The organism is Faecalibacterium prausnitzii (assembly GCF_003324185.1).
In the GTDB taxonomy this organism is placed as follows: domain Bacteria; phylum Bacillota; class Clostridia; order Oscillospirales; family Ruminococcaceae; genus Faecalibacterium; species Faecalibacterium prausnitzii.
In genome coordinates this window covers 83,152-100,512 of record NZ_PXUP01000011.1, presented here as the reverse complement: position 1 = coordinate 100,512, position 17,361 = coordinate 83,152, and the positions used below count along the sequence as shown (strand labels likewise).

Annotated in this window: 17 protein-coding genes; 10 read left to right on the top strand and 7 right to left on the bottom strand. The window is 59.1% G+C overall.

All coding sequences use genetic code 11. The features are described from left to right. Window positions 1–197 precede the first annotated feature (197 nt). The 5 genes from C7J97_RS09105 to C7J97_RS09085 all read left to right on the top strand — a co-directional run bounded on the left by C7J97_RS09105 (window position 198) and on the right by C7J97_RS09085 (window position 6,423). The gene (locus tag C7J97_RS09105; RefSeq protein WP_113992784.1) at window positions 198–920 is read left to right on the top strand and encodes a LytR/AlgR family response regulator transcription factor; all 723 of its coding nucleotides are present in this window, start codon (window positions 198–200) and stop codon (window positions 918–920) included. Then, window positions 917–2,236: a sensor histidine kinase gene (locus C7J97_RS09100; protein ID WP_113992783.1), complete on the top strand. Its 1,320-nt coding sequence runs from the start codon at window positions 917–919 to the stop codon at window positions 2,234–2,236. Before C7J97_RS09105 ends, C7J97_RS09100 begins: the two co-directional genes overlap by 4 nt. A 164-nt stretch (window positions 2,237–2,400) precedes the next feature. Beyond that, window positions 2,401–3,777 (top strand): magnesium transporter, encoded by a 1,377-nt coding sequence (mgtE, locus tag C7J97_RS09095; protein ID WP_223452019.1) that lies wholly within the window; start codon window positions 2,401–2,403, stop codon window positions 3,775–3,777. Between the two features lie 204 nt (window positions 3,778–3,981). Continuing rightward, window positions 3,982–4,272 (top strand): DUF6110 family protein, encoded by a 291-nt coding sequence (locus C7J97_RS09090; protein ID WP_005928119.1) that lies wholly within the window; start codon window positions 3,982–3,984, stop codon window positions 4,270–4,272. Between the two features lie 60 nt (window positions 4,273–4,332). Further along, a complete protein-coding gene (locus C7J97_RS09085; RefSeq protein ID WP_242983481.1) occupies window positions 4,333–6,423 on the top strand; it encodes a heavy metal translocating P-type ATPase in 2,091 nt (696 codons plus the stop codon). Window positions 6,424–6,532: 109 nt separating this feature from the next. Here C7J97_RS09085 and C7J97_RS09080 read toward each other — a convergent pair whose 3' ends face one another. The 4 genes from C7J97_RS09080 to C7J97_RS09065 form a co-directional block, all read right to left on the bottom strand. Continuing rightward, window positions 6,533–7,432 carry a 4Fe-4S binding protein gene (locus C7J97_RS09080; RefSeq protein WP_113992780.1) on the bottom strand — a complete coding sequence of 300 codons (900 nt, stop codon included), beginning with the start codon at window positions 7,430–7,432 and terminating at the stop codon, window positions 6,533–6,535. Beyond that, window positions 7,429–7,893: an FMN-binding protein gene (locus C7J97_RS09075; RefSeq protein WP_005928127.1), complete on the bottom strand. Its 465-nt coding sequence runs from the start codon at window positions 7,891–7,893 to the stop codon at window positions 7,429–7,431. Before C7J97_RS09075 ends, C7J97_RS09080 begins: the two co-directional genes overlap by 4 nt. Beyond that, complete coding sequence (locus tag C7J97_RS09070) at window positions 7,890–8,993, bottom strand: FMN-binding protein (protein ID WP_113992779.1); 1,104 nt, start codon at window positions 8,991–8,993, stop codon at window positions 7,890–7,892. Before C7J97_RS09070 ends, C7J97_RS09075 begins: the two co-directional genes overlap by 4 nt. Before the next feature lie 79 nt (window positions 8,994–9,072). Further along, window positions 9,073–10,389 carry a penicillin-binding Tp47 domain A-containing protein gene (locus C7J97_RS09065; RefSeq protein WP_113992778.1) on the bottom strand — a complete coding sequence of 439 codons (1,317 nt, stop codon included), beginning with the start codon at window positions 10,387–10,389 and terminating at the stop codon, window positions 9,073–9,075. Window positions 10,390–11,204: 815 nt separating this feature from the next. Between C7J97_RS09065 and C7J97_RS09060 the strand changes: the two genes are divergently transcribed. The 5 genes from C7J97_RS09060 to C7J97_RS09040 all read left to right on the top strand — a co-directional run bounded on the left by C7J97_RS09060 (window position 11,205) and on the right by C7J97_RS09040 (window position 15,788). After that, window positions 11,205–12,581 (top strand): MATE family efflux transporter, encoded by a 1,377-nt coding sequence (locus C7J97_RS09060; protein WP_113992777.1) that lies wholly within the window; start codon window positions 11,205–11,207, stop codon window positions 12,579–12,581. A gap of 16 nt (window positions 12,582–12,597) precedes the next feature. After that, the gene (locus C7J97_RS09055) at window positions 12,598–13,350 is read left to right on the top strand and encodes an exodeoxyribonuclease III (protein ID WP_005928145.1); all 753 of its coding nucleotides are present in this window, start codon (window positions 12,598–12,600) and stop codon (window positions 13,348–13,350) included. Between the two features lie 15 nt (window positions 13,351–13,365). Beyond that, window positions 13,366–13,851 (top strand): COG2426 family protein, encoded by a 486-nt coding sequence (locus C7J97_RS09050; protein WP_005928148.1) that lies wholly within the window; start codon window positions 13,366–13,368, stop codon window positions 13,849–13,851. Window positions 13,852–13,971: 120 nt separating this feature from the next. Next, the gene (locus tag C7J97_RS09045; protein WP_113992776.1) at window positions 13,972–15,360 is read left to right on the top strand and encodes a Sapep family Mn(2+)-dependent dipeptidase; all 1,389 of its coding nucleotides are present in this window, start codon (window positions 13,972–13,974) and stop codon (window positions 15,358–15,360) included. 8 nt (window positions 15,361–15,368) lie between these two features. Then, window positions 15,369–15,788, top strand: coding sequence for a DUF3842 family protein (locus C7J97_RS09040; RefSeq protein WP_113992775.1), 420 nt, complete (start codon window positions 15,369–15,371; stop codon window positions 15,786–15,788). A 242-nt stretch (window positions 15,789–16,030) separates the two neighbouring features. On the opposite strand, the gene C7J97_RS09035 is transcribed toward C7J97_RS09040, so the two are convergent. From C7J97_RS09035 to C7J97_RS09025, 3 genes are all read right to left on the bottom strand, one after another. Continuing rightward, on the bottom strand, window positions 16,031–16,618 hold the full coding sequence (locus tag C7J97_RS09035) for a hydrolase (RefSeq protein ID WP_113992774.1): 588 nt from the start codon (window positions 16,616–16,618) through the stop codon (window positions 16,031–16,033). Continuing rightward, window positions 16,615–16,836, bottom strand: coding sequence for a YdbC family protein (locus C7J97_RS09030; protein ID WP_015536721.1), 222 nt, complete (start codon window positions 16,834–16,836; stop codon window positions 16,615–16,617). Before C7J97_RS09030 ends, C7J97_RS09035 begins: the two co-directional genes overlap by 4 nt. A 101-nt stretch (window positions 16,837–16,937) precedes the next feature. After that, window positions 16,938–17,339, bottom strand: coding sequence for a hypothetical protein (locus C7J97_RS09025; RefSeq protein ID WP_005928165.1), 402 nt, complete (start codon window positions 17,337–17,339; stop codon window positions 16,938–16,940). Window positions 17,340–17,361 lie beyond the last annotated feature (22 nt).

Here is a 17,361-nt window from a genome sequence, read left to right as displayed (position 1 = left end):
CTCTTGCGCCATCGTTGGCGTTCTCTGCTTTCAGTATACGGACAGGCCTGGTCTTTTCAAGCCATTTAGCACGAAAGCCCCTTTTCCGTCACGAAATCCCATTTTCGGCTGCGACATAACCGGGCAACTGTGCTATAATCAGGATGAAAGAGTTTATAAAGGAGGTTGGAAGCTGTAAAACGGCTTCCTGATACAGCATGAGGATCGCAATCGTCGATGACCTTGATACCGAGCGCACACTGCTGAAGGAGCGCTTGGTGCGGCAGCTGAGTCAGCGCGGCGCAGATGCAGAGCTTTTAGAGTTTGACAGCGGGGAAGCCTTTCTGGCGGCAGAAAAAGAGCAGCGCTTTACCGCTGCATTTCTGGATATTTACATGAATGGTTTAAGCGGCATGGATGCGGCAAAGGAACTTCGGAAAACCGATGCAGACTGCCTTCTGGTTTTTACCACCACCTCGACAGACCACGCACTCGAGGGCTTTCAGGTGCGGGCATTTCATTATCTGGTCAAGCCCTTTTCTGAAGCCGAGCTGTCCGGTCTGTTGGATGAAATGCTCGCAAAACTCCCCCGCCCGGAGCCGGTTTTGACGGTGAAGGTGGGTGGCAGCGACATCCATTTGCGCTATCGTGATATCATATCCGCCGAGCATTTCGCCCACATGATCAACATCCGCACCACTGCCGGCAAAACGCTTGCTACGCGCCAGAGCTTCAAAGCGTTCACCGAGCCGCTCAAAAAGGACCCGCGCTTTTTTGTCTGCGGACGTGGCGCGATCATCAATATGGAGAATGCTGCCGATTTTCAGGCTGCCGCCTTCTGTATGACGGACGGCAGCCGCATCTATGTCAGTCAGGAGCTTTTGAAAGCTGCCCGGCAGGCCTTTATGGAATTTCTGCTGCAAAGGGGGCGTGCGGATTGAAGGACGTTCTGCGCCCGGTTCTGGAACTTACGGTCGTGTTTCCCGGTTTGCTGCTTGCGTATTTTCCGGTAGGTTCCTATCTGAAGCTGCCGCCCGCAAAGCTTGCAGCAGGGGCGGTGCCGCTGCTGCTCGGGCTTTGCCTTGGCGGCGGGCTGCTTTGCTATCATTTCGGTCTCTCGACCGCATTCCCCTTGCTGCTCATAACGATTGTGACAATTTTCCTGTATCTCAAAACGCTGCGGCTCTCTCTCTGGAAATCCGGAACCATCGCGCTTGCGGTCTGCGCGGTATTTGCGTGCCTGAACAGCCTGTCCCGGGCCGTCGGCACGGCAATCGTGATCCGGATGCAGCTGCCGCCGGACAAGCCGTGGTTCTGCTTTGGCGCCTGCATCTTTTATAATGCGGTCTGCTGGCTGATCACTGCCGCAGCCTATTATCCCGCCACCCACGCAGTACGCGCGATGGTGGAGGATGACAATTTTGCGCAGACGTGGTATGTGTTCTGGGTACTGCCGCTGGTGTTCATCCTGCTGAACCTTTTTATAACCCCGCGCTACCAGATAACGCTCCGGACAGGGCGGGTCTTGCAGGTCTACATCGTTATGAGCATCGCGCTTTTGTTTCTGATGTTCATGTTCAATGCGATCTTTCTGCTGATGGCAACCAGCCTTAACCGGAATGCGAGATTGCAGCAGGAAAACCAGTTGCTTTCCATGCAGCAGCAGCGCTATGAAAGCCTGAAAGCCGCCATTGAAGAAGCCCGGCAGGCGCGGCACGATATGCGCCACCAGCTGAATCAGATCTCCGCACTGGCAGAAACAGGAGATCTGGACGGCCTGAAAGCCTACCTTGCAAAAACGGTCTCCCGGATCCCGGATCTGGATATGAATTTCTGCGAAAACCGTGCAGCGGACAGTGTTGTCGGCCATTATTGCGCCCTTGCAAAGCGTGAGGGTGTTCCCTTTTGTGCCAAACTCGACTTACCACAGGTGCTTCCTGTGGACGAGATCGATCTGTGTCTGGTGCTGTCTAATCTTCTGGAAAATGCATTTGAAGCCAGCCTTCGCACTGCACCCGCCCGGCGGAAGATCGAGATCACCGCGTATGTCCATGCCGAGCGGCTTCTTCTGGTCGAAGTGGAAAACGCATTTGACGGCGCAGTTCACGAAAAAAGCGGGGTGTTCCGCTCTTCCAAGCGAAGGGAAAACGGGATCGGCATCCAGTCTGTCCGCCATATTGCAGAAAAGACCGGCGGTGCAAGCACATTTACCCATCAGAATGGCGTTTTCTCTGCCAAAGTTATGCTCTGCGGATAAGGAGCCTTTTGCTTTGGCGGGGATTTTTATGCCCGGATTTTTACAAAAAATTCACGCGGGCAGGGTTGCCGCCGCATACCGGATGTGCTATGATGAAGTGCAAAATTTGAAGCGTAGCGATGGATTTTGATTTGTCAAGCTCGCGGAATCAGGAGGAACTACCCATGCAGAAGAATTATGTACAGGAAATTCTGAGCATCATTCACAGCGGTCTGCCCAAAGCGGAACTGGCTGAAAAACTGTCTGATTACCATGAAAAAGATCTGGCGGATGCGTTGGAGGCGCTGACCCCCGCCGAACGCCAGTCGCTCTATTCCATTCTGGGCGTGGATACCGTTGCCGAGATCTTTACCTATCTGGACGATGCCGAGCCGTACCTGAAGGAGCTGCCCAGCCACGAGGCCGCCAAGGTCATTTCCAACATGGACTCGGACGATGCGGTGGACGCACTGGAGGATCTTGACGATACCGATAAAAACGAGATCGTCAACAAGCTGGACAAGGACTCGGTGGAAGATGTGAAGATGCTGCTCTCCTATGACGAGGATGAGATCGGCAGCAGGATGACCACCAACTACATCTCCATCAAAAACGATATGACCATCCGGCAGGCGATGAGCGAGCTGGTAAAACAGGCCGGAGAAAACGACAACATCTCCACCCTGTATGTGGTGGATAAAAACGAGCACTTCTACGGCGCCATCGACCTGAAAGACCTCATCATTGCCCGGGCAGAGGAAAGCTTGGAAAGCCTGATCGTCCGCTCCTATCCCTATGTCACAGACCGGGAGCAGGTCAGCGATTGTATCGACCGTATCGTGGACTACGCGGAGCGCAGCCTGCCGGTGCTGAACGATGCCGGTAAGCTGGTGGGCATCATCACCTCGTCCGATGTGGTCGAGCTGGTCGATGATGAGATGGGCGATGATTACGCAAAGCTGGGCGGTCTGACCGGCGAGGAGGATCTGAACGAAAACGTATTTGAAAGCGTGAAAAAGCGTCTCCCGTGGCTGATCGCGCTGCTGTTCCTCGGGATGCTGGTCTCCTCGGTCGTCGGCGCGTTTGAATCGGTGGTAGCGGTGCTGCCGGTGGTCATCTGCTTCCAGTCCATGGTGCTGGATATGGCCGGTAACGTCGGTACCCAGTCGCTGGCGGTGACCATCCGTGTGCTGGTGGACGAAAACCTGACCCTTTCCAAAAAGCTGCAGCTGCTCTGGAAGGAGACCCGCGTGGGTCTTTTGAACGGTGCCATTCTGGCCGTGATGGCCTTGGGCTTTCTGGGCTGCTACATCCACTTTTTCAAGGGCTATGTCTGGACCTCGGCCTTTTTGCTGTCCGGCTGCGTCGGGCTGTCGCTGATCGTGTCCATGGTCATTTCCAGTCTGGTGGGCACGCTGATCCCGATGCTGTTCCACAAGATCCATATCGACCCGGCTGTTGCTTCCGGCCCGCTGATCACCACGATCAACGATCTGGTGGCGGTCGTGGTCTACTATGGCCTTGCTATGGTCGTGCTGATCGATCTGTTCCACCTTGCATAACAGATGCATCAAACAGGGCACTCCTTCCGGGGGAGTGCCCTGTTTTTTTTTGCTGCGCAAACTTTTGCTAACAATGTTAATACTACCTAACATCGTCGGAAAATATTGAAAACGCCCGAAAGCGTGCTAAAATATAAAAATAAAGAGCCCGCCCCGCTCCGGGCGCAGGTACACAGATGGGAAATACAGAAACGAGGGGTAAATATGTTTGATACAAAAAAGCTTGCACTGTTTTTGGGCGGTGTGGTGTTCGGCTCTGCCGGTTTCAAGGTGCTGTCCAGCAAGGACGCCAAAAAGGTCTACACCCAGACCACCGCAGCGGTGCTGCGGATGAAGGACTGCACCATGCAGACTGTGAATAAGGTGCAGGAGGAGGCCGGTGACATCCTTGCCGATGCAAAGGCCATCAACGAGAGCCGCGCCGCCGAGGCTGCACAGGAGGTCATCGAGGATACGGCTGAAGAAGAGCAGCCCGCAGAGCAGACTGCACAGTGATATAGCGCAGCGGAGCCGCCCTTGGGCGGCTCTTTTTTACACAGAGGGGAAAGAAAAGCAATGAAATGTACGATCTTACATGAAGGCAGGGGACGGATGCGGGTGCACGTCTGCGCCGTGCGAATGACGCTGCACCGGGCAGATGTGCTGGAAGCCTACCTGAACGGGCAGGACATTATCCAGAAAGCCACCGTCTACGAGCGCACCGGAGATGTGGTGCTGACCTACCGGGGCAGCCGGAAGGACGCCGCCGCCCTGCTGGCGGCCTACCGCTTTGACAACGAAGAATTAGAGGTGCTGGTCACCTCCCATGACAGTCGGAAGATCAATCAGGAATATCAGGAAAAGATGGTCGGCCTTGTGGCAGGCCGGATGTTCCGCAATGTGTTCCTGCCTGCGCCCATCGCGGCGGCCTATACGGTGTGGCGCTCCATCGCCTTTGTCTGGAAGGGAATCCGCTGCCTGCTGCACCGCAAGCTGGAAGTAGAGGTGCTGGATGCGCTCAGCATCACTGCCTCCCTCCTGCGGGGGGATTACAGCACCGCAGGCTCGGTGATGTTCCTGCTGACGGTGAGCAGCCTGCTGGAAGAGTGGACGCGGAAAAAGAGCTTGGACGACCTTGCCCGCAGCATGGCGCTGAACGTGGATAAGGTCTGGGTGCGCACCCCGCAGGGCGAGGTGCTGGTGCCGTTGACCCGCGTTCACGCCGGGGACGAAGTAGTGGTGCGCTCCGGCAATATGATCCCGTTGGACGGCACGGTGCTGGAGGGCGAGGCCATGGTGAACCAAGCCGCCCTGACCGGCGAGTCCATGCCGGTGCGCAAGACCACCGGTGCCACCGTCTACGCCGGAACAGTGGTGGAAGAGGGCGAGTGCGTCCTTGTAGCCAAGGCAGAGGGCGGCGCCAACCGCTACGATAAGATCGTGGCCATGATCGAGGAATCGGAAAAGCTCAAGTCCGGTACCGAGAACCGGGCTTTGCTGCTGGCCGACCGTCTGGTGCCTTGGTGCCTTGCCGGTACGGTGGCTACCTACGCCTTTACCCGCAACGTCACCCGCGCCATCTCCATTTTGATGGTGGATTTCTCCTGTGCGCTGAAGCTTTCCATGCCACTGGCGGTGCTCTCTGCCATGCGGGAGTGCGGGGAATACCACATCACCGTAAAGGGCGGCAAGTATCTGGAAGCGCTGGCAAAGGCGGACACCATCGTGTTCGATAAGACCGGCACCCTCACCCACGCCACTCCGCAGGTGGTGCAGGTGGTGCCCTTCTCCGGCTGCGGGGAGCAGGAGGTATTGCAGCTTGCGGCCTGTCTGGAAGAGCATTTCCCCCATTCCATGGCAAACGCTGTCGTCCGCGCCGCCAAGGAGCGGGGCATCTCCCACGAGGAGATGCACTCCGAGGTGGAGTATATCGTGGCGCACGGCATTGCCAGCCGGGTGGGCGGCACGCGGGTGGTCATCGGCAGCGCCCACTTCATTTTTGAGGACGAGGGCTGCACCATCCCGGCAGGGGAACAGGCAAAGTTCGATGCACTGGACCCCCAGTATTCCCACCTGTATCTGGCTGCTTCCGGGGTGCTGGCGGGGGTCATCTGCATCGCAGACCCCCTGCGCCCGGAGGCGGCACAGGTGCTGCATAAGCTCCGGAGACTGGGCATCACCCAGACCGTCATGATGACCGGCGACAGCGACCGCACCGCCCGCGCCATTGCGGCGCAGGTGGGGGTAGACCGCTGCTTTGCAGAGGTGCTGCCGGAGGATAAAGCCGCCTTTGTCCGCGACGCCAAGGCCGCGGGGCACACCGTTGTGATGATCGGCGACGGCATCAACGATTCTCCTGCCTTGTCGGCGGCAGATATCGGCATCGCTATCCATTCCGGTGCCGCCATTGCCCGGGAGATCGCCGATGTGACCATCCGCGCAGACAGTCTGGAAGAGCTGGTGACCCTGAAAGCCATTGCCAACGCCCTGCAAAAGCGGGTGGGCAGCAATTACCGCTTTGTCCTCAGCTTCAACTCTGCGCTCATCCTTCTGGGCGCACTGGGCATCCTGCCCCCGGCTACCAGCGCAATGCTGCATAACCTTTCCACCCTTGGCATCAGCCTGCGCAGCATGACAGACCTGCTGGAGCAGAAGCCTTTACCGTGAAAATGGAACGCCGGAGCGTCCGCAGACGCTCCGGCGTACCGAAATGATAGATCTCCCAGCCAAAAGGAGGCTGCTGCACAAATACTGTGCAGCAGCCTCCCTTTTTATTTCAGATAAACCGGCAGAAGCCCAGCCAGCAGCCCAGCAGGAAGAAGAGCAGCGCCTTTGCAAGCACCGGCAGCCACCGGTGCTTGCAAAGAGACAAATCCCACCGGTGGATGTTCTGCTTGGGGCAGGTGCCCACGCAGGCTTCACAGGCGATGCACTCCCCGCTGCGCAGGCTGCTTTCCTCCAGCTTCAGGCACACCGGGCACTGCTGCTTGCAGGCATTGCAGCCCGGGATGCAACCCTCGCTCTGCCGGTGCAGCCGTGCAAAGGGCAGCACCGGCAGCAGGGCGAACACCGCACCCATGGGGCAGAGGAACTGACAAAAGAACCGGGGCTGCACTGCCATGCCCAGCAAAATAAGCACAAGCAGCGCGATGCCTACGCCGAAGCCCTCCGGCGGCAGACGCAGTGCCGTCAGGCGGGAAAACACCTCCCACGGGCTTGCGCCGGTCAGCAGCTTTTCCTGCCGGGTCACATACAGCGCCACCAGTCCTGCCAGCAGCAGATATTTGACCTTCTGTCCCCAAAGTACCGCCCGCTCCGGCAGACGGAGCGGCTTTTTGCGGTGGAACAGCTTTTTCTGGACAAGCCCGGACAGTGCCCAGACGGCATCGCCCAAGCTGCCAAAGGCGCAGGCATATCCGCAGAAAAACCGGTCGAACAGCAACGTGAAGCCGCACAGCCCCAGCAGGGAAAGCGTGAAGCTGTCCGCCGAGAGCACCTCGCCTGCACCGATGTGCAGAAAGAGCTGCTTTACCCCGGAAAACCCGGCCACGAATGCGCCCGGCATGGACACAAAGAAGAACAGCTGCACCCCGGCGCGCAGCCATGTACGGCGCTTTTTGTCCCGCTGACGCTGCTGCGCCGCCGTCAAAGGCTTTGCTTGTATTTTTTCCATCATCCTGCCGCCTTTCCCAGTGCGTCCTCTACTGCACCGATGAGACCTTCTGCCGTAAGGGTAGCGCCGGAAACGGTATCCACCTCGGCAGACTGCACTGCCAGCATCTCGTCCAGCAAAGGCAGCGCCTGTTTATAGTAGGGCTTATCCTCACCGGAAGCATCCAGCACCGCAATATCGGTCATTTTTCCGCTTTGGATGGTCACCGACACCCGGATAACATCGCCAAAACCAAAGGCGCTGCCCTCGTAGGTGCCGTCCCGGTAGCCGCTCTGGCTCTGCTCTGCCTGCGCTGCGCTCTGCGCCTGCAAAACGGAAGCGTTGTAGGCTTCCACTTCAGCAATCTCCTGCTTGCGCTGGCTTACCGCCGCAGCCCGGACCAGCGCCACCTGCTGGTATTGCCACAGTACCCCCAAAATCAGCAGCAGATTTACCGCCCGGAGGAGAAAATTCTTGTATTTCATTCCGCTGCTCCTTCCGTTTCAGGTTCGGTTTCTTCCGGCGGCAGCGCCGCCTCGGATGCCGGCAGCACCTCCGCAGAAGATGCCGGTTCCGGTTCAGAATCGTCCGGTGTTTCTGCCGGGAAAAGCTGCTGCCACACTTCCTTGAACCACGCGGAAACAGCGCTCTTTTCCTCCGGCTGCACCACCTCCACGGTGGGCGCAGTGACCGGCGTTTCCTCGGGTTCTGCTGCTTCGGACGGCGCGGCTTCTTCCACCACTTCTTCCGAGGCTGCCTGCTTCGGGTCGGCTTCCTCTGCCGGGGCAACCGCTGCCTTTGCCAGCGCCAGCTTGACGGCGTTCAGGATGCCGCTGGAGGAGTAGGTCGCACCGGAAACGGCATCCACATTGGGGCTTTGCCCCTCCAGAATGGCGGGGATGACCCGCTTTGCCCGGGAGAGATATTCTTCCTCATCCTCAGCCCTCAAAACCGTGATATCGGTGATCTTATCCTCTGCCACCGTGACCTGTACCGTAATTTTGCCCTCATAGCCTATGGCTTCGGCGGTGTAGATGCCGTCAAGGTAGGTGGAGGGTGCTGTAAATTCCTCCACCACCAGCGGTGCGGCAGGCTTCGGCTGCGGCGGCAGGGGATTATTCACCACCTCGCCGGTCAGGGCGTTCTGCACCGCGCCCAGAATGCCCCGGCTGGTGTAGGTGGCTTCGGAAACGGCATCCACCTCCCAGCTCTGGGCATCCACTACGGTGGTCAGAAGCCGCTTGGCGCGCCGCAGAAACTGCTTTGTCTCGTGGGAAGCGTCCAGAATCTCCACCTCCGTGATGCTGCCGTTTTCCATGGTGACCTGCACCCGGACGGCACCGCCGTAGCCCCGGGAAGAGCCAACATAAACGCCATCGGCATAGGGCAACTTGGGCAGGGCTTCTTCCTCCGCTTCAACGGAAGCGGCTTCCACCGGCTGCTCCATCACCACTGCCAGCCTTTCCGGTACGGCAGCCAGCACCGGCGCGGTGCGGGGCAGGGCAAAAAGCACCGCTGCCGCTGCCGCCACTGCCGGGAGCAACTGCACCAGTGGGAGCAGTGTGTTGCATCGTTTTTTGTTCATTCCAACTCCTCCTGACACGGAAAAGCAAGGCCGCCTGCATAAAGCGACCTTGCTTTTTGGGTGTTCTGTTTTTGCCGGATCAGGCAGCTTTCAGGTTCTGCACGGCATCGGTCAGGTGGGTCACCTGCTCCAGTGCAGCGGCCTTATACAGGGTCTCGCGGCTCAGCAGTTCCACGCTCTCGGCCAGCTCGGTCTCCAGATTGGCATAGCTGTCGGCGGTGTAAGCGGCCTTTGCCTTGCTCTGTGATTCGGCGACCACAGCCTGCAGGGCGGCGCGGTCGGCATCGCTTGCCAGCTCGTGCTTGGCAAGGTTCTCGGCAGTGGTCTGGAACTTGACCACCGTATCGGCGTAGCCCAGTGCGCGGATGGTGATGGTCCAGTAGCCGGTGCCGTCAGTGCCCTCCGGCAGCTGGCAGCGGGCGGAGTCGCTCAGACCCAGCTGGATGCCCATGGACTTGTGCATCCAGTTGTCGGCTGCAAACTTGGTGCCGTAGGAGGCCTTGGCGTGGGTGTAGGTGCTGTCGTTGCCGTAGTAGGTCCACACCACAGACTGCATCCGGGAGCCCAGCTCGCCGTAGTTGCCGTTCAGGTCCACACGGATAAACTCGCCAAAGCTGCCCACATCGCTGCCGCTGCGCAGATTCACGGTAAGGCCCTCGGCAGCCTTCTGGGCGACTTCTGCCACGCCGGAGCCGGAGCCGGTGTGCGCGGCAGAGAAGGTGTAGCCGTCGCCGCTCTTGGTTGCGTACTTCAGGCCGTTGGTGTTTTTGTCCACCGCAGCCGTCAGGGTGTAGGCGGTCAGGTTCTTTTCAGAGTAGCCGCCCACCAGCTGGCCGCCGTTTTCCACCACGGTGTACTTGGAGCAGAAATCTGCAAGGTCGCTGGTGGCTACGCGCACCGGCACATACTTGGTGCCCAGCACCTCGTAGTGCTCCATCTGCACGGTGGAGCCATCGGCCTTGGTAATGGTGCCGCGGTTCCAGCCCACGGTGGTGCCATCGGCCAGATAGATGGTCTTGCCATCGTCCGACCAGTGGGAAACGGTGTAGCTGCTGCCGTCCTTGGCGTAGATCACGGCAGTGCTCTGGAAGCTGCCGCGGTGCAGACCGTGGTTGACGGTTGCGCGGGAGACCGCGTCAAATGCGCCAAGGTCCTGCTCTTCGTGGCTGTCCAGCTGCGCAGAGGCGGCAGTGCTGCCGGCGGCGTAGACCTTCTCGTTTGCCCAATACTCGTCCCAAGTCAGGGCAGCATAAAGATAGGTGTACTTCTTGCCCAGCAGAAAATCGAAAAAGCTGTTTTCCTCCTCGGCAGGGGCTGCTGCAAAGGCGGTAGCGGTCAGCAGGCTGAACGCCATAGCCGCCGACAGCAGCAGGGAAAGAAATTTCTTTGTTCTCATGAAAAAATGCTCCTTTCATCACACTGGCAGGGAATAGGAATCATGTAGTTAGCATTACCTAACATTGCGCGCAAAGAAAAACCTGCGGGGCAAAGCCCCTCAGATGGTTAGGGTAAGCTAATTGACGGAAATTAAGATAACACGCATACAAAGGGATGTCAAGAAAAAGCAGGGATGTTTATTCAAACAAACTTTTTGGGGCGGGACAGGGAAAAGCAGCTGCGGCACGTCATCTGTAGAGCAGTGCTTTGGCGGCTTGTACTCTGCCCTCTGCGGGCAAAAGAAAAAGCGACGACCCGTGCAGGTGGGTCATCGCTTTTCTCGTCCCTTGCGGGACAGGCAGGGTAAATGATAAGAAGGTAAATGAAGAAAATAGCAAGGTAAAAACAAAGGCGCATACGGAGCCGAACTTGCCGCTCCAAAGAGAAGATGTATCCAAGCTTCGCTTTTGTTGGATACAACATACCACTTTGGAATAGAAATTGCAAGAGGTTTTTTAAAATTTCTCCCCAAAAATACGCGGGAAATCGCATTTTTGTAGAAACGCACAAATTTTATGGAAAGTTCCCGGCAAACTGACGAACAAGCATAAAACGGAATGGCAGTCGGAAAACCGCACAGGGACACCTTTATAAAACCGGCAGGCAATGGGAGATGGGCTTGGAAAACTGATTTTCGCGGGATGTAGCCTGCACCGCTTTACAAGCAGCCGGTGGTGTGTTAAGATGGACACATCTGCTGCAACCGGAAGAATGCACGCGCCGGACAGCGGGGGCGTATCGGAAAAGCACCCGGCGCCGGGAGGGGAGAAACGGATGACAAAGCTACTGCATGGCAATGAAAAAAGCAGACTGACCGGTGGGCGGGAGCCGCTGTTCAGCCAGAAGGAACTGCTGGTACTGGCCATTCCGCTGCTGGTGGAGCAGCTGCTGGAAGTGACGGTGGGTATGGCCGACACCATGATGGTGTCCCGCTGCGGCGAGGCGGCTATCTCCGGCGTCAGTCTGGTGGATATGATCAATAACCTTATCATCGTGCTGTTTGCGGCGCTGGCTACCGGCGGCGCGGTGGTGGTAAGCCAGTATCTGGGCGCAAAAGAGCGCGGGAATGCCGACAAAAGCGCCGGTCAGCTGCTGCTGCTCAGCGGCTTGTCCGGTGTGGTGATCGGCGTGGTATGCTTTGTGCTGGCCCGCCCTATGATCCGGCTGTTCTACGGCTCTATTGATACCGACGTGCTGGACGCGGGCGTGAAGTATTTGCAGATCATCGCCCTCAGCTACCCGTTTCTGGCGCTGTACAACGGCGGTGCGGCACTGTTCCGCAGCATCGGCAACTCCAAGATCTCCATGCAGATCAGCTTTCTGATGAACATCATCAACATCGTGGGCAACGCGGTGTGCATCTTCGGCTTCAAAATGGGCGTGGACGGCGTAGCATGGCCCAGCGTGGTATCCCGCGTGGTGGCTGCGGCGCTGATCCTGCGCAAGTGCTACCGGGAGGATGCGGTGCTTACCGTGCCCAAGACCCTGCGGCTGGACGGCGGCATGGCAAAGCGCATTCTGGGGATCGGTATCCCCTCGGCCTTTGAAAACAGCCTGTTCGAGGCCGGGCGCATTCTGGTGGTGAGCATGATCTCCACCTTCGGCACGGTGCAGATCGCGGCCAACGCGGTGGCCAACAATCTGGACGGCATGGGTGTCATCCCGGGCAAGGCCATCAGTCTGGCCATGATCACGGTGGTGGGGCGCTGCATCGGTGCCGGCGACCACGAACAGACCGTTTACTACACCCGCAAGCTGCTGCTGTGGGCTTACATTACGATGGGGCTTTCCAACGGCGCGATCCTGCTGTTCCTCCGGCAGTTGGTGGGCATCTACGCCCTTTCCGGCGAGACCATGGAGCTGGCTATTACGCTGGTCACCATCCATGCGGGCTGCGCCATTATCTTCTGGCCGCTGTCCTTCGTGCTGCCCAACGCCCTGCGCGCGGCCAACGACGTAAAATTTACCATGGTGGTGTCCATCCTCAGCATGGCATGCTGGCGGCTGGGCTTCAGCTATCTGCTGTGCGTCCGCATGGGCTGGGGCGCTGTGGGTGTGTGGGTGGCTATGGTCATCGACTGGACCTGCCGCGTGACCTGCTTTGTGCTGCGCTTCCGCAGCGGCGCATGGAAAACAAAATATCAGGCATAACAATAAGGAGAAAAGCATGAAACTGATCAGCTGGAACGTGAACGGCCTGCGCGCCTGCCTGACCCACGGCTTTGCCGAGAGTTTTGCCGCGCTGGACGCGGACATCTTCTCGGTGCAGGAGACCAAGATGCAGCCGGGACAGGCAGATTTTGCGCCGGAGGGCTACACCGAATATACCTACTCTGCCGAGAAAAAGGGCTATTCCGGCACAGCCTGCTGGTGCAAAACGGCACCGCTGGCAGTGACCACCGGCATCGGGCTGGAACAGCACGACCACGAGGGACGGGTGCTGACGCTGGAATACCCCGGCTTTTATCTGGTAAACTGCTACACCCCCAACAGTCAGGACGGGCTGAAGCGGCTGGACTACCGCATGGAGTGGGAGGACGCCTTCCGGGCGTACCTGCTGGCACTGGACGCAAAAAAGCCGGTGATCCTGTGCGGCGATCTGAACGTGGCGCACACCGAGATGGATATCAAAAACGCCAAGACCAACCGCATGAGCGCAGGCTTTACCGATCAGGAGCGCGCCAAAATGACCGAGCTGCTGGCGGCGGGTTTTGCGGACAGCTTCCGGGTGGTGCACCCGGACGAGGTGAAGTACAGCTGGTGGAGCTACCGCTTCCACGCGCGGGAAAAGAACGCGGGCTGGCGCATCGACTATTTTATCGTTTCCCGGCGCATTGCAGACCGCATCCGCGCCGCCGAGATCCACAACGAGATCTTCGGCTCCGACCATTGCCCGGTGGAGCTGCAGATCGACCTGTAATATAAGGAGAAGCCAATGCTGAAAAATTATCTTCTGATCTTCCTTATCTCCATGGTGCCCATCATTGAGCTGCGCGGAGCTATCCCCATCGGGCTGGGCATGGGGCTGCCGGTGCTGCCCACCTATCTTTTGTGCGTACTGGGCAACATGATCCCGGTGCCCTTCATCTACCTGTTCGCCCGCAAGTTCCTCATCTGGGGCTACCACAAGCCCCTCATCGGCCCCATCTGCCGCTTTTGCATCAACAAGGGCGAAAAGGGCGGCCGCGCACTGGAGGCCAAGGCCGGCAAGGGCATGACCGTGGCGCTGCTGCTGTTCGTGGGCATCCCGCTGCCGGGCACCGGTGCGTGGACGGGCACGCTGGCAGCCTCCATTCTGGATATGAAATTCAAGGATGTATTGATCGCCTGTATGGGCGGTGTACTGCTGGCGGGCATCATCATGGGCTTGGCAAGCGCCGGGCTGCTGGGCGCGCTCAGCGGGCTGTTTGCGGCAGGCTGACAAAACGCGGACGCTTTTGTCGTGAAAAATGCCGGTAGCTTTTCCGCCCGGAGTGTGTTATACTGGATAATAGTTGTGAAAACCGGGATCTGCTCCCGGTCAGAAAGGACGTTATAGAACATGGATCAGGCACTGAATCAGAAAATTGACGCATACATTGCGGAAAACAAGGAGCAGCTGCTGCAGGACATTGCAGCGCTGGTCGCCATCGACAGCGTGGAGGGCACCCCGGAGGAGGGCGCACCCTTCGGCGCAGGCCCTCGGGCCGCACTGGACAAGACGCTGGAGCTGGCAGCAGGCATGGGCTTTGCCACCCGCAACTGCGAAAACTACATCGGCTATGCCGAGCTGGCCGGTGCGGACCCGGAAAAATATCTGGCCACCATCTGCCATGTGGACGTTGTGCCCGTGGGCAACGGCTGGACGGCAGACCCCTTTAAGATGCGCATTCAGGACGGCTGGCTGCTGGGCCGCGGTGTCTCGGACGATAAGGGCCCGATGATCGTTACCCTGTACGCGCTGAAGTTCCTCAAGGAGCAGGGCTACCAGCTGCGCTACCCCATCCGTGCCATTGTGGGCGACAACGAGGAGACCCACATGAACGATGTGAAGTACTATCTGGAAAACTATCCCGCCCCGGTGTTCTGCTTTACCCCGGATGCGGAGTTCCCGGTGTGCAACGGCGAAAAGGGCCACTTCGGCGGCAAGATCGTCAGCCCGGTGTGCAACGGCGTCATTGCAGAGTTTGAGGGCGGTGTTGCCAACAACGCGGTGCCGGACCGCGCCAGCGCACTGGTCAAGACCGATATCCGCAAGCTGAAGAACGCCCCCAACATCACGCTGGAACCGGAAGGGGACGGCGTGCGGGTGCGCGGCTGGGGCAAATCCGGCCACGCCGCCATGCCGGAGGGCACGGTGAACGCCATCGGTCTGGTGGCGGATTATCTGCTGGACAACGGCCTGTGCAACGACGCCGAGCGTGCTTATCTGGAGGCACTGCGCAAGCTGCACAGCTCCACCGCAGGCACCGGCCTTGGCATCGACTGCGCCGACGGCCCCTTCGGCCCGCTGACCATCATCGGCGGCCGCATCTATATGGAGGACGGCAAGCTGGTGCAGACCATCGACAGCCGCTTCCCCACCTGCACCAACGGCGAAAAGCTGACCGCACAAATCACCGCTGCGCTGGGCGAGGGCGCAAAGCTGGAGGATGTGGATGCTGCCGAGCCTTTCTACATTGAGGCCGACAGCCCCGCCATCCGTGCCTGCATCGACACCTACAACGAGGTGACCGGAGAGAACGCCACCCCCTTCACCATGGGCGGCGGCACCTATGCCCGCCACTTCCCCTATGCCGTCAGCTTCGGCCCGGAGCATGAGGATGTGAAGCTGCCGGAGTTCGGCGGCCCGATGCACGGCGCTAACGAAGCTGCCCCCATCAACAAGCTGCTGGAGGCTGTCAAGATCTACATTCTGGCGCTGCTGCGGCTGGAAGAGATCGACTTCTGAGGTACGGCATGAACGTGCTTGTCATTGACGGGCAGGGCGGGGGACTGGGCCGCCAGCTGGTGGCCGCCCTCAGCGCCCAGTGCCCGGACATCCGGCTGGTGGCCGTGGGCACCAACAGCGTTGCCGCGCAGGCCATGCACAAGGCCGGGGCGCAGCGCGCCGCCACCGGTGAGAATGCCGTGGTGGTGAACTGCCGCAGCGCGGATATCATCGTGGGGCCCATCGGCATCGTCATTGCAGACGCGCTGCTGGGGGAGATCACCCCCGCCATGGCCACGGCGGTGTGCCAGAGCAGCGCCACCCGGGTGCTGATCCCGGTGAACCACTGCGAAAACTATATTGTCGGCGTGCCCGACCAGCCCATCGGCAGCCTTGTAGCTGCCGCTGTGCAGAAGGTGAAAGCCCTCTGCGCCGGGGAAGGTTGCTGAAAGGTGCTATAGACCATCTAGAATGGCCGCCGCGTGCGCTCTGGCCATATTCAGCGGAAGAATATTTTGAATTTCGGGGGACAGGAAAGTTTGAGGACTTTCCTGTCCCCCATTTTCACAAGAAGGGGCGTAACGGGAAACAGGCAATCCTGCTGCCGTTCTCCGCAGAGACCGTTGCTGAGATTTTTCATAGCAAAACAGGCGGCTGTACAAAATGCTGTACAGCCGCCTGTTTAGTTTATTCAGCGCATATTGCTGGTGCGATGCTCCATCAGATAGGTAGCCTGCAGGTCTGCGATGTGCAGCTTGACCGCCAGCGGGTACTTGTCGTAGGCTTCCGAGATGGCAAAACAGCCGCCCCGGGCAGCATCGTCAAAGCCGCCCATGTGCCAGCGGATGGCAACCGCTTCCTCCACCTTCAGCTTCATGAACCGTTCGATCAGGAACACGCTCTTTTCGCCGTGACCGTAGGGGAACAGATCCTCTACACTGTAAAAGGGCGCTTTCTCCCACTGTCCGGTGGCTTCGTTCTTCACGTTGCGGGTGCCCAGCTTGTAGTAGTTGGCCTTGCACAGATCGTGCAGCAGGGCACAGATGGCGTAGCTCTCCTCGCTTTCGCCCTCGGTGAAAAAGCTGTCGTGCAGCGCGTGGTAGACGTTCAGGCTGTGCATACACAACCCGCCCTCACAAGCTCCGTGAAAACGGGTGGACGCCGGTGCGGTGAAAAAATCCGTCTTTTTGTCCAGCCAGTCCAGCAGCTTTTCGCTGCCCGGGCGGGTGACGTTTCGCTGCCACACGTCCAGAAACTCTGCGCGGTCGCCCCCGCTCACAGCTCCATGTCCTCCAGAATGCCCTTGAGGATGGCCAGCTCATCGTGGCTCAGGGAGATACCCTTGCCCATGCGGGTGCCGTCCGGGGACCAGTCGCGGATGTCGTACTTGGGCTCGCCGTCGTTCCAGCTGATAAGGTTCAGCTGACGCTCCCAGCCGCGGGGACGCTGGCTCAGCACGGCTACACGCTGGACAACTTCGTATTTGATCTCTGCCATATTGCAAAACCTGCCTTTATGTTTGTATGCTACCATAATAAGGGAAGTGCGGCGAGATTTCAACAGGTAAACTGAAATATTTTAAAAAATTTTTGTTACGCTCAGCCGTAAGGGGCATCCTCGCGCCATTCCACCAGCTCTAAAACGGCGGCGGTGTCCTCGTCCGGGGCAGGGTGACGGCTGTGCAGCTTCTGCTTTGTGCTGAATAGCCCCGGCGCGTAGTGCGCCATCACGCTGGTCTGCACGTCCCCGGCCAGAAAGGCGGCGGCATTCTTCTGGCGGCAGGCCATGGGGGTGCCGTCAGTCATGGGGACACCGGGCTTTTCGGGCTGCGGCAGCTCCGGCGGGGGCAGCTGGGTGCCGGGCGTGTCCGGCGCAGCCGGGGGCTGCAGGGGCATACTGCCCAGCGGCGGGGCATTGCGGGTGCTGCTTGCCTGCGGGGCGGCAGCGGTGCCGGGCTGGTTTTCCAGTTCGTGGCGGATGAAGGGTTCCAGAGAATTCATCAAATTCACCTCCGCCCCTAGT

Excerpts from the sequence above, each read along its gene's own strand:
- C7J97_RS09105 (WP_113992784.1), top strand. The coding sequence starts at position 198 with ATGAGGATCGCAATCGTCGATGACCTTGATACCGAGCGCACACTGCTG.
- mgtE (WP_223452019.1), top strand. The coding sequence starts at position 2,401 with ATGCAGAAGAATTATGTACAGGAAATTCTGAGCATCATTCACAGCGGT.
- C7J97_RS09090 (WP_005928119.1), top strand. The coding sequence starts at position 3,982 with ATGTTTGATACAAAAAAGCTTGCACTGTTTTTGGGCGGTGTGGTGTTC.
- C7J97_RS09085 (WP_242983481.1), top strand. The coding sequence starts at position 4,333 with ATGAAATGTACGATCTTACATGAAGGCAGGGGACGGATGCGGGTGCAC.
- C7J97_RS09080 (WP_113992780.1), bottom strand. The coding sequence starts at position 7,432 with ATGATGGAAAAAATACAAGCAAAGCCTTTGACGGCGGCGCAGCAGCGT.
- C7J97_RS09075 (WP_005928127.1), bottom strand. The coding sequence starts at position 7,893 with ATGAAATACAAGAATTTTCTCCTCCGGGCGGTAAATCTGCTGCTGATT.
- C7J97_RS09070 (WP_113992779.1), bottom strand. The coding sequence starts at position 8,993 with ATGAACAAAAAACGATGCAACACACTGCTCCCACTGGTGCAGTTGCTC.
- C7J97_RS09065 (WP_113992778.1), bottom strand. The coding sequence starts at position 10,389 with ATGAGAACAAAGAAATTTCTTTCCCTGCTGCTGTCGGCGGCTATGGCG.
- C7J97_RS09060 (WP_113992777.1), top strand. The coding sequence starts at position 11,205 with ATGACAAAGCTACTGCATGGCAATGAAAAAAGCAGACTGACCGGTGGG.
- C7J97_RS09055 (WP_005928145.1), top strand. The coding sequence starts at position 12,598 with ATGAAACTGATCAGCTGGAACGTGAACGGCCTGCGCGCCTGCCTGACC.
- C7J97_RS09050 (WP_005928148.1), top strand. The coding sequence starts at position 13,366 with ATGCTGAAAAATTATCTTCTGATCTTCCTTATCTCCATGGTGCCCATC.
- C7J97_RS09045 (WP_113992776.1), top strand. The coding sequence starts at position 13,972 with ATGGATCAGGCACTGAATCAGAAAATTGACGCATACATTGCGGAAAAC.
- C7J97_RS09040 (WP_113992775.1), top strand. The coding sequence starts at position 15,369 with ATGAACGTGCTTGTCATTGACGGGCAGGGCGGGGGACTGGGCCGCCAG.
- C7J97_RS09030 (WP_015536721.1), bottom strand. The coding sequence starts at position 16,836 with ATGGCAGAGATCAAATACGAAGTTGTCCAGCGTGTAGCCGTGCTGAGC.
- C7J97_RS09025 (WP_005928165.1), bottom strand. The coding sequence starts at position 17,339 with ATGAATTCTCTGGAACCCTTCATCCGCCACGAACTGGAAAACCAGCCC.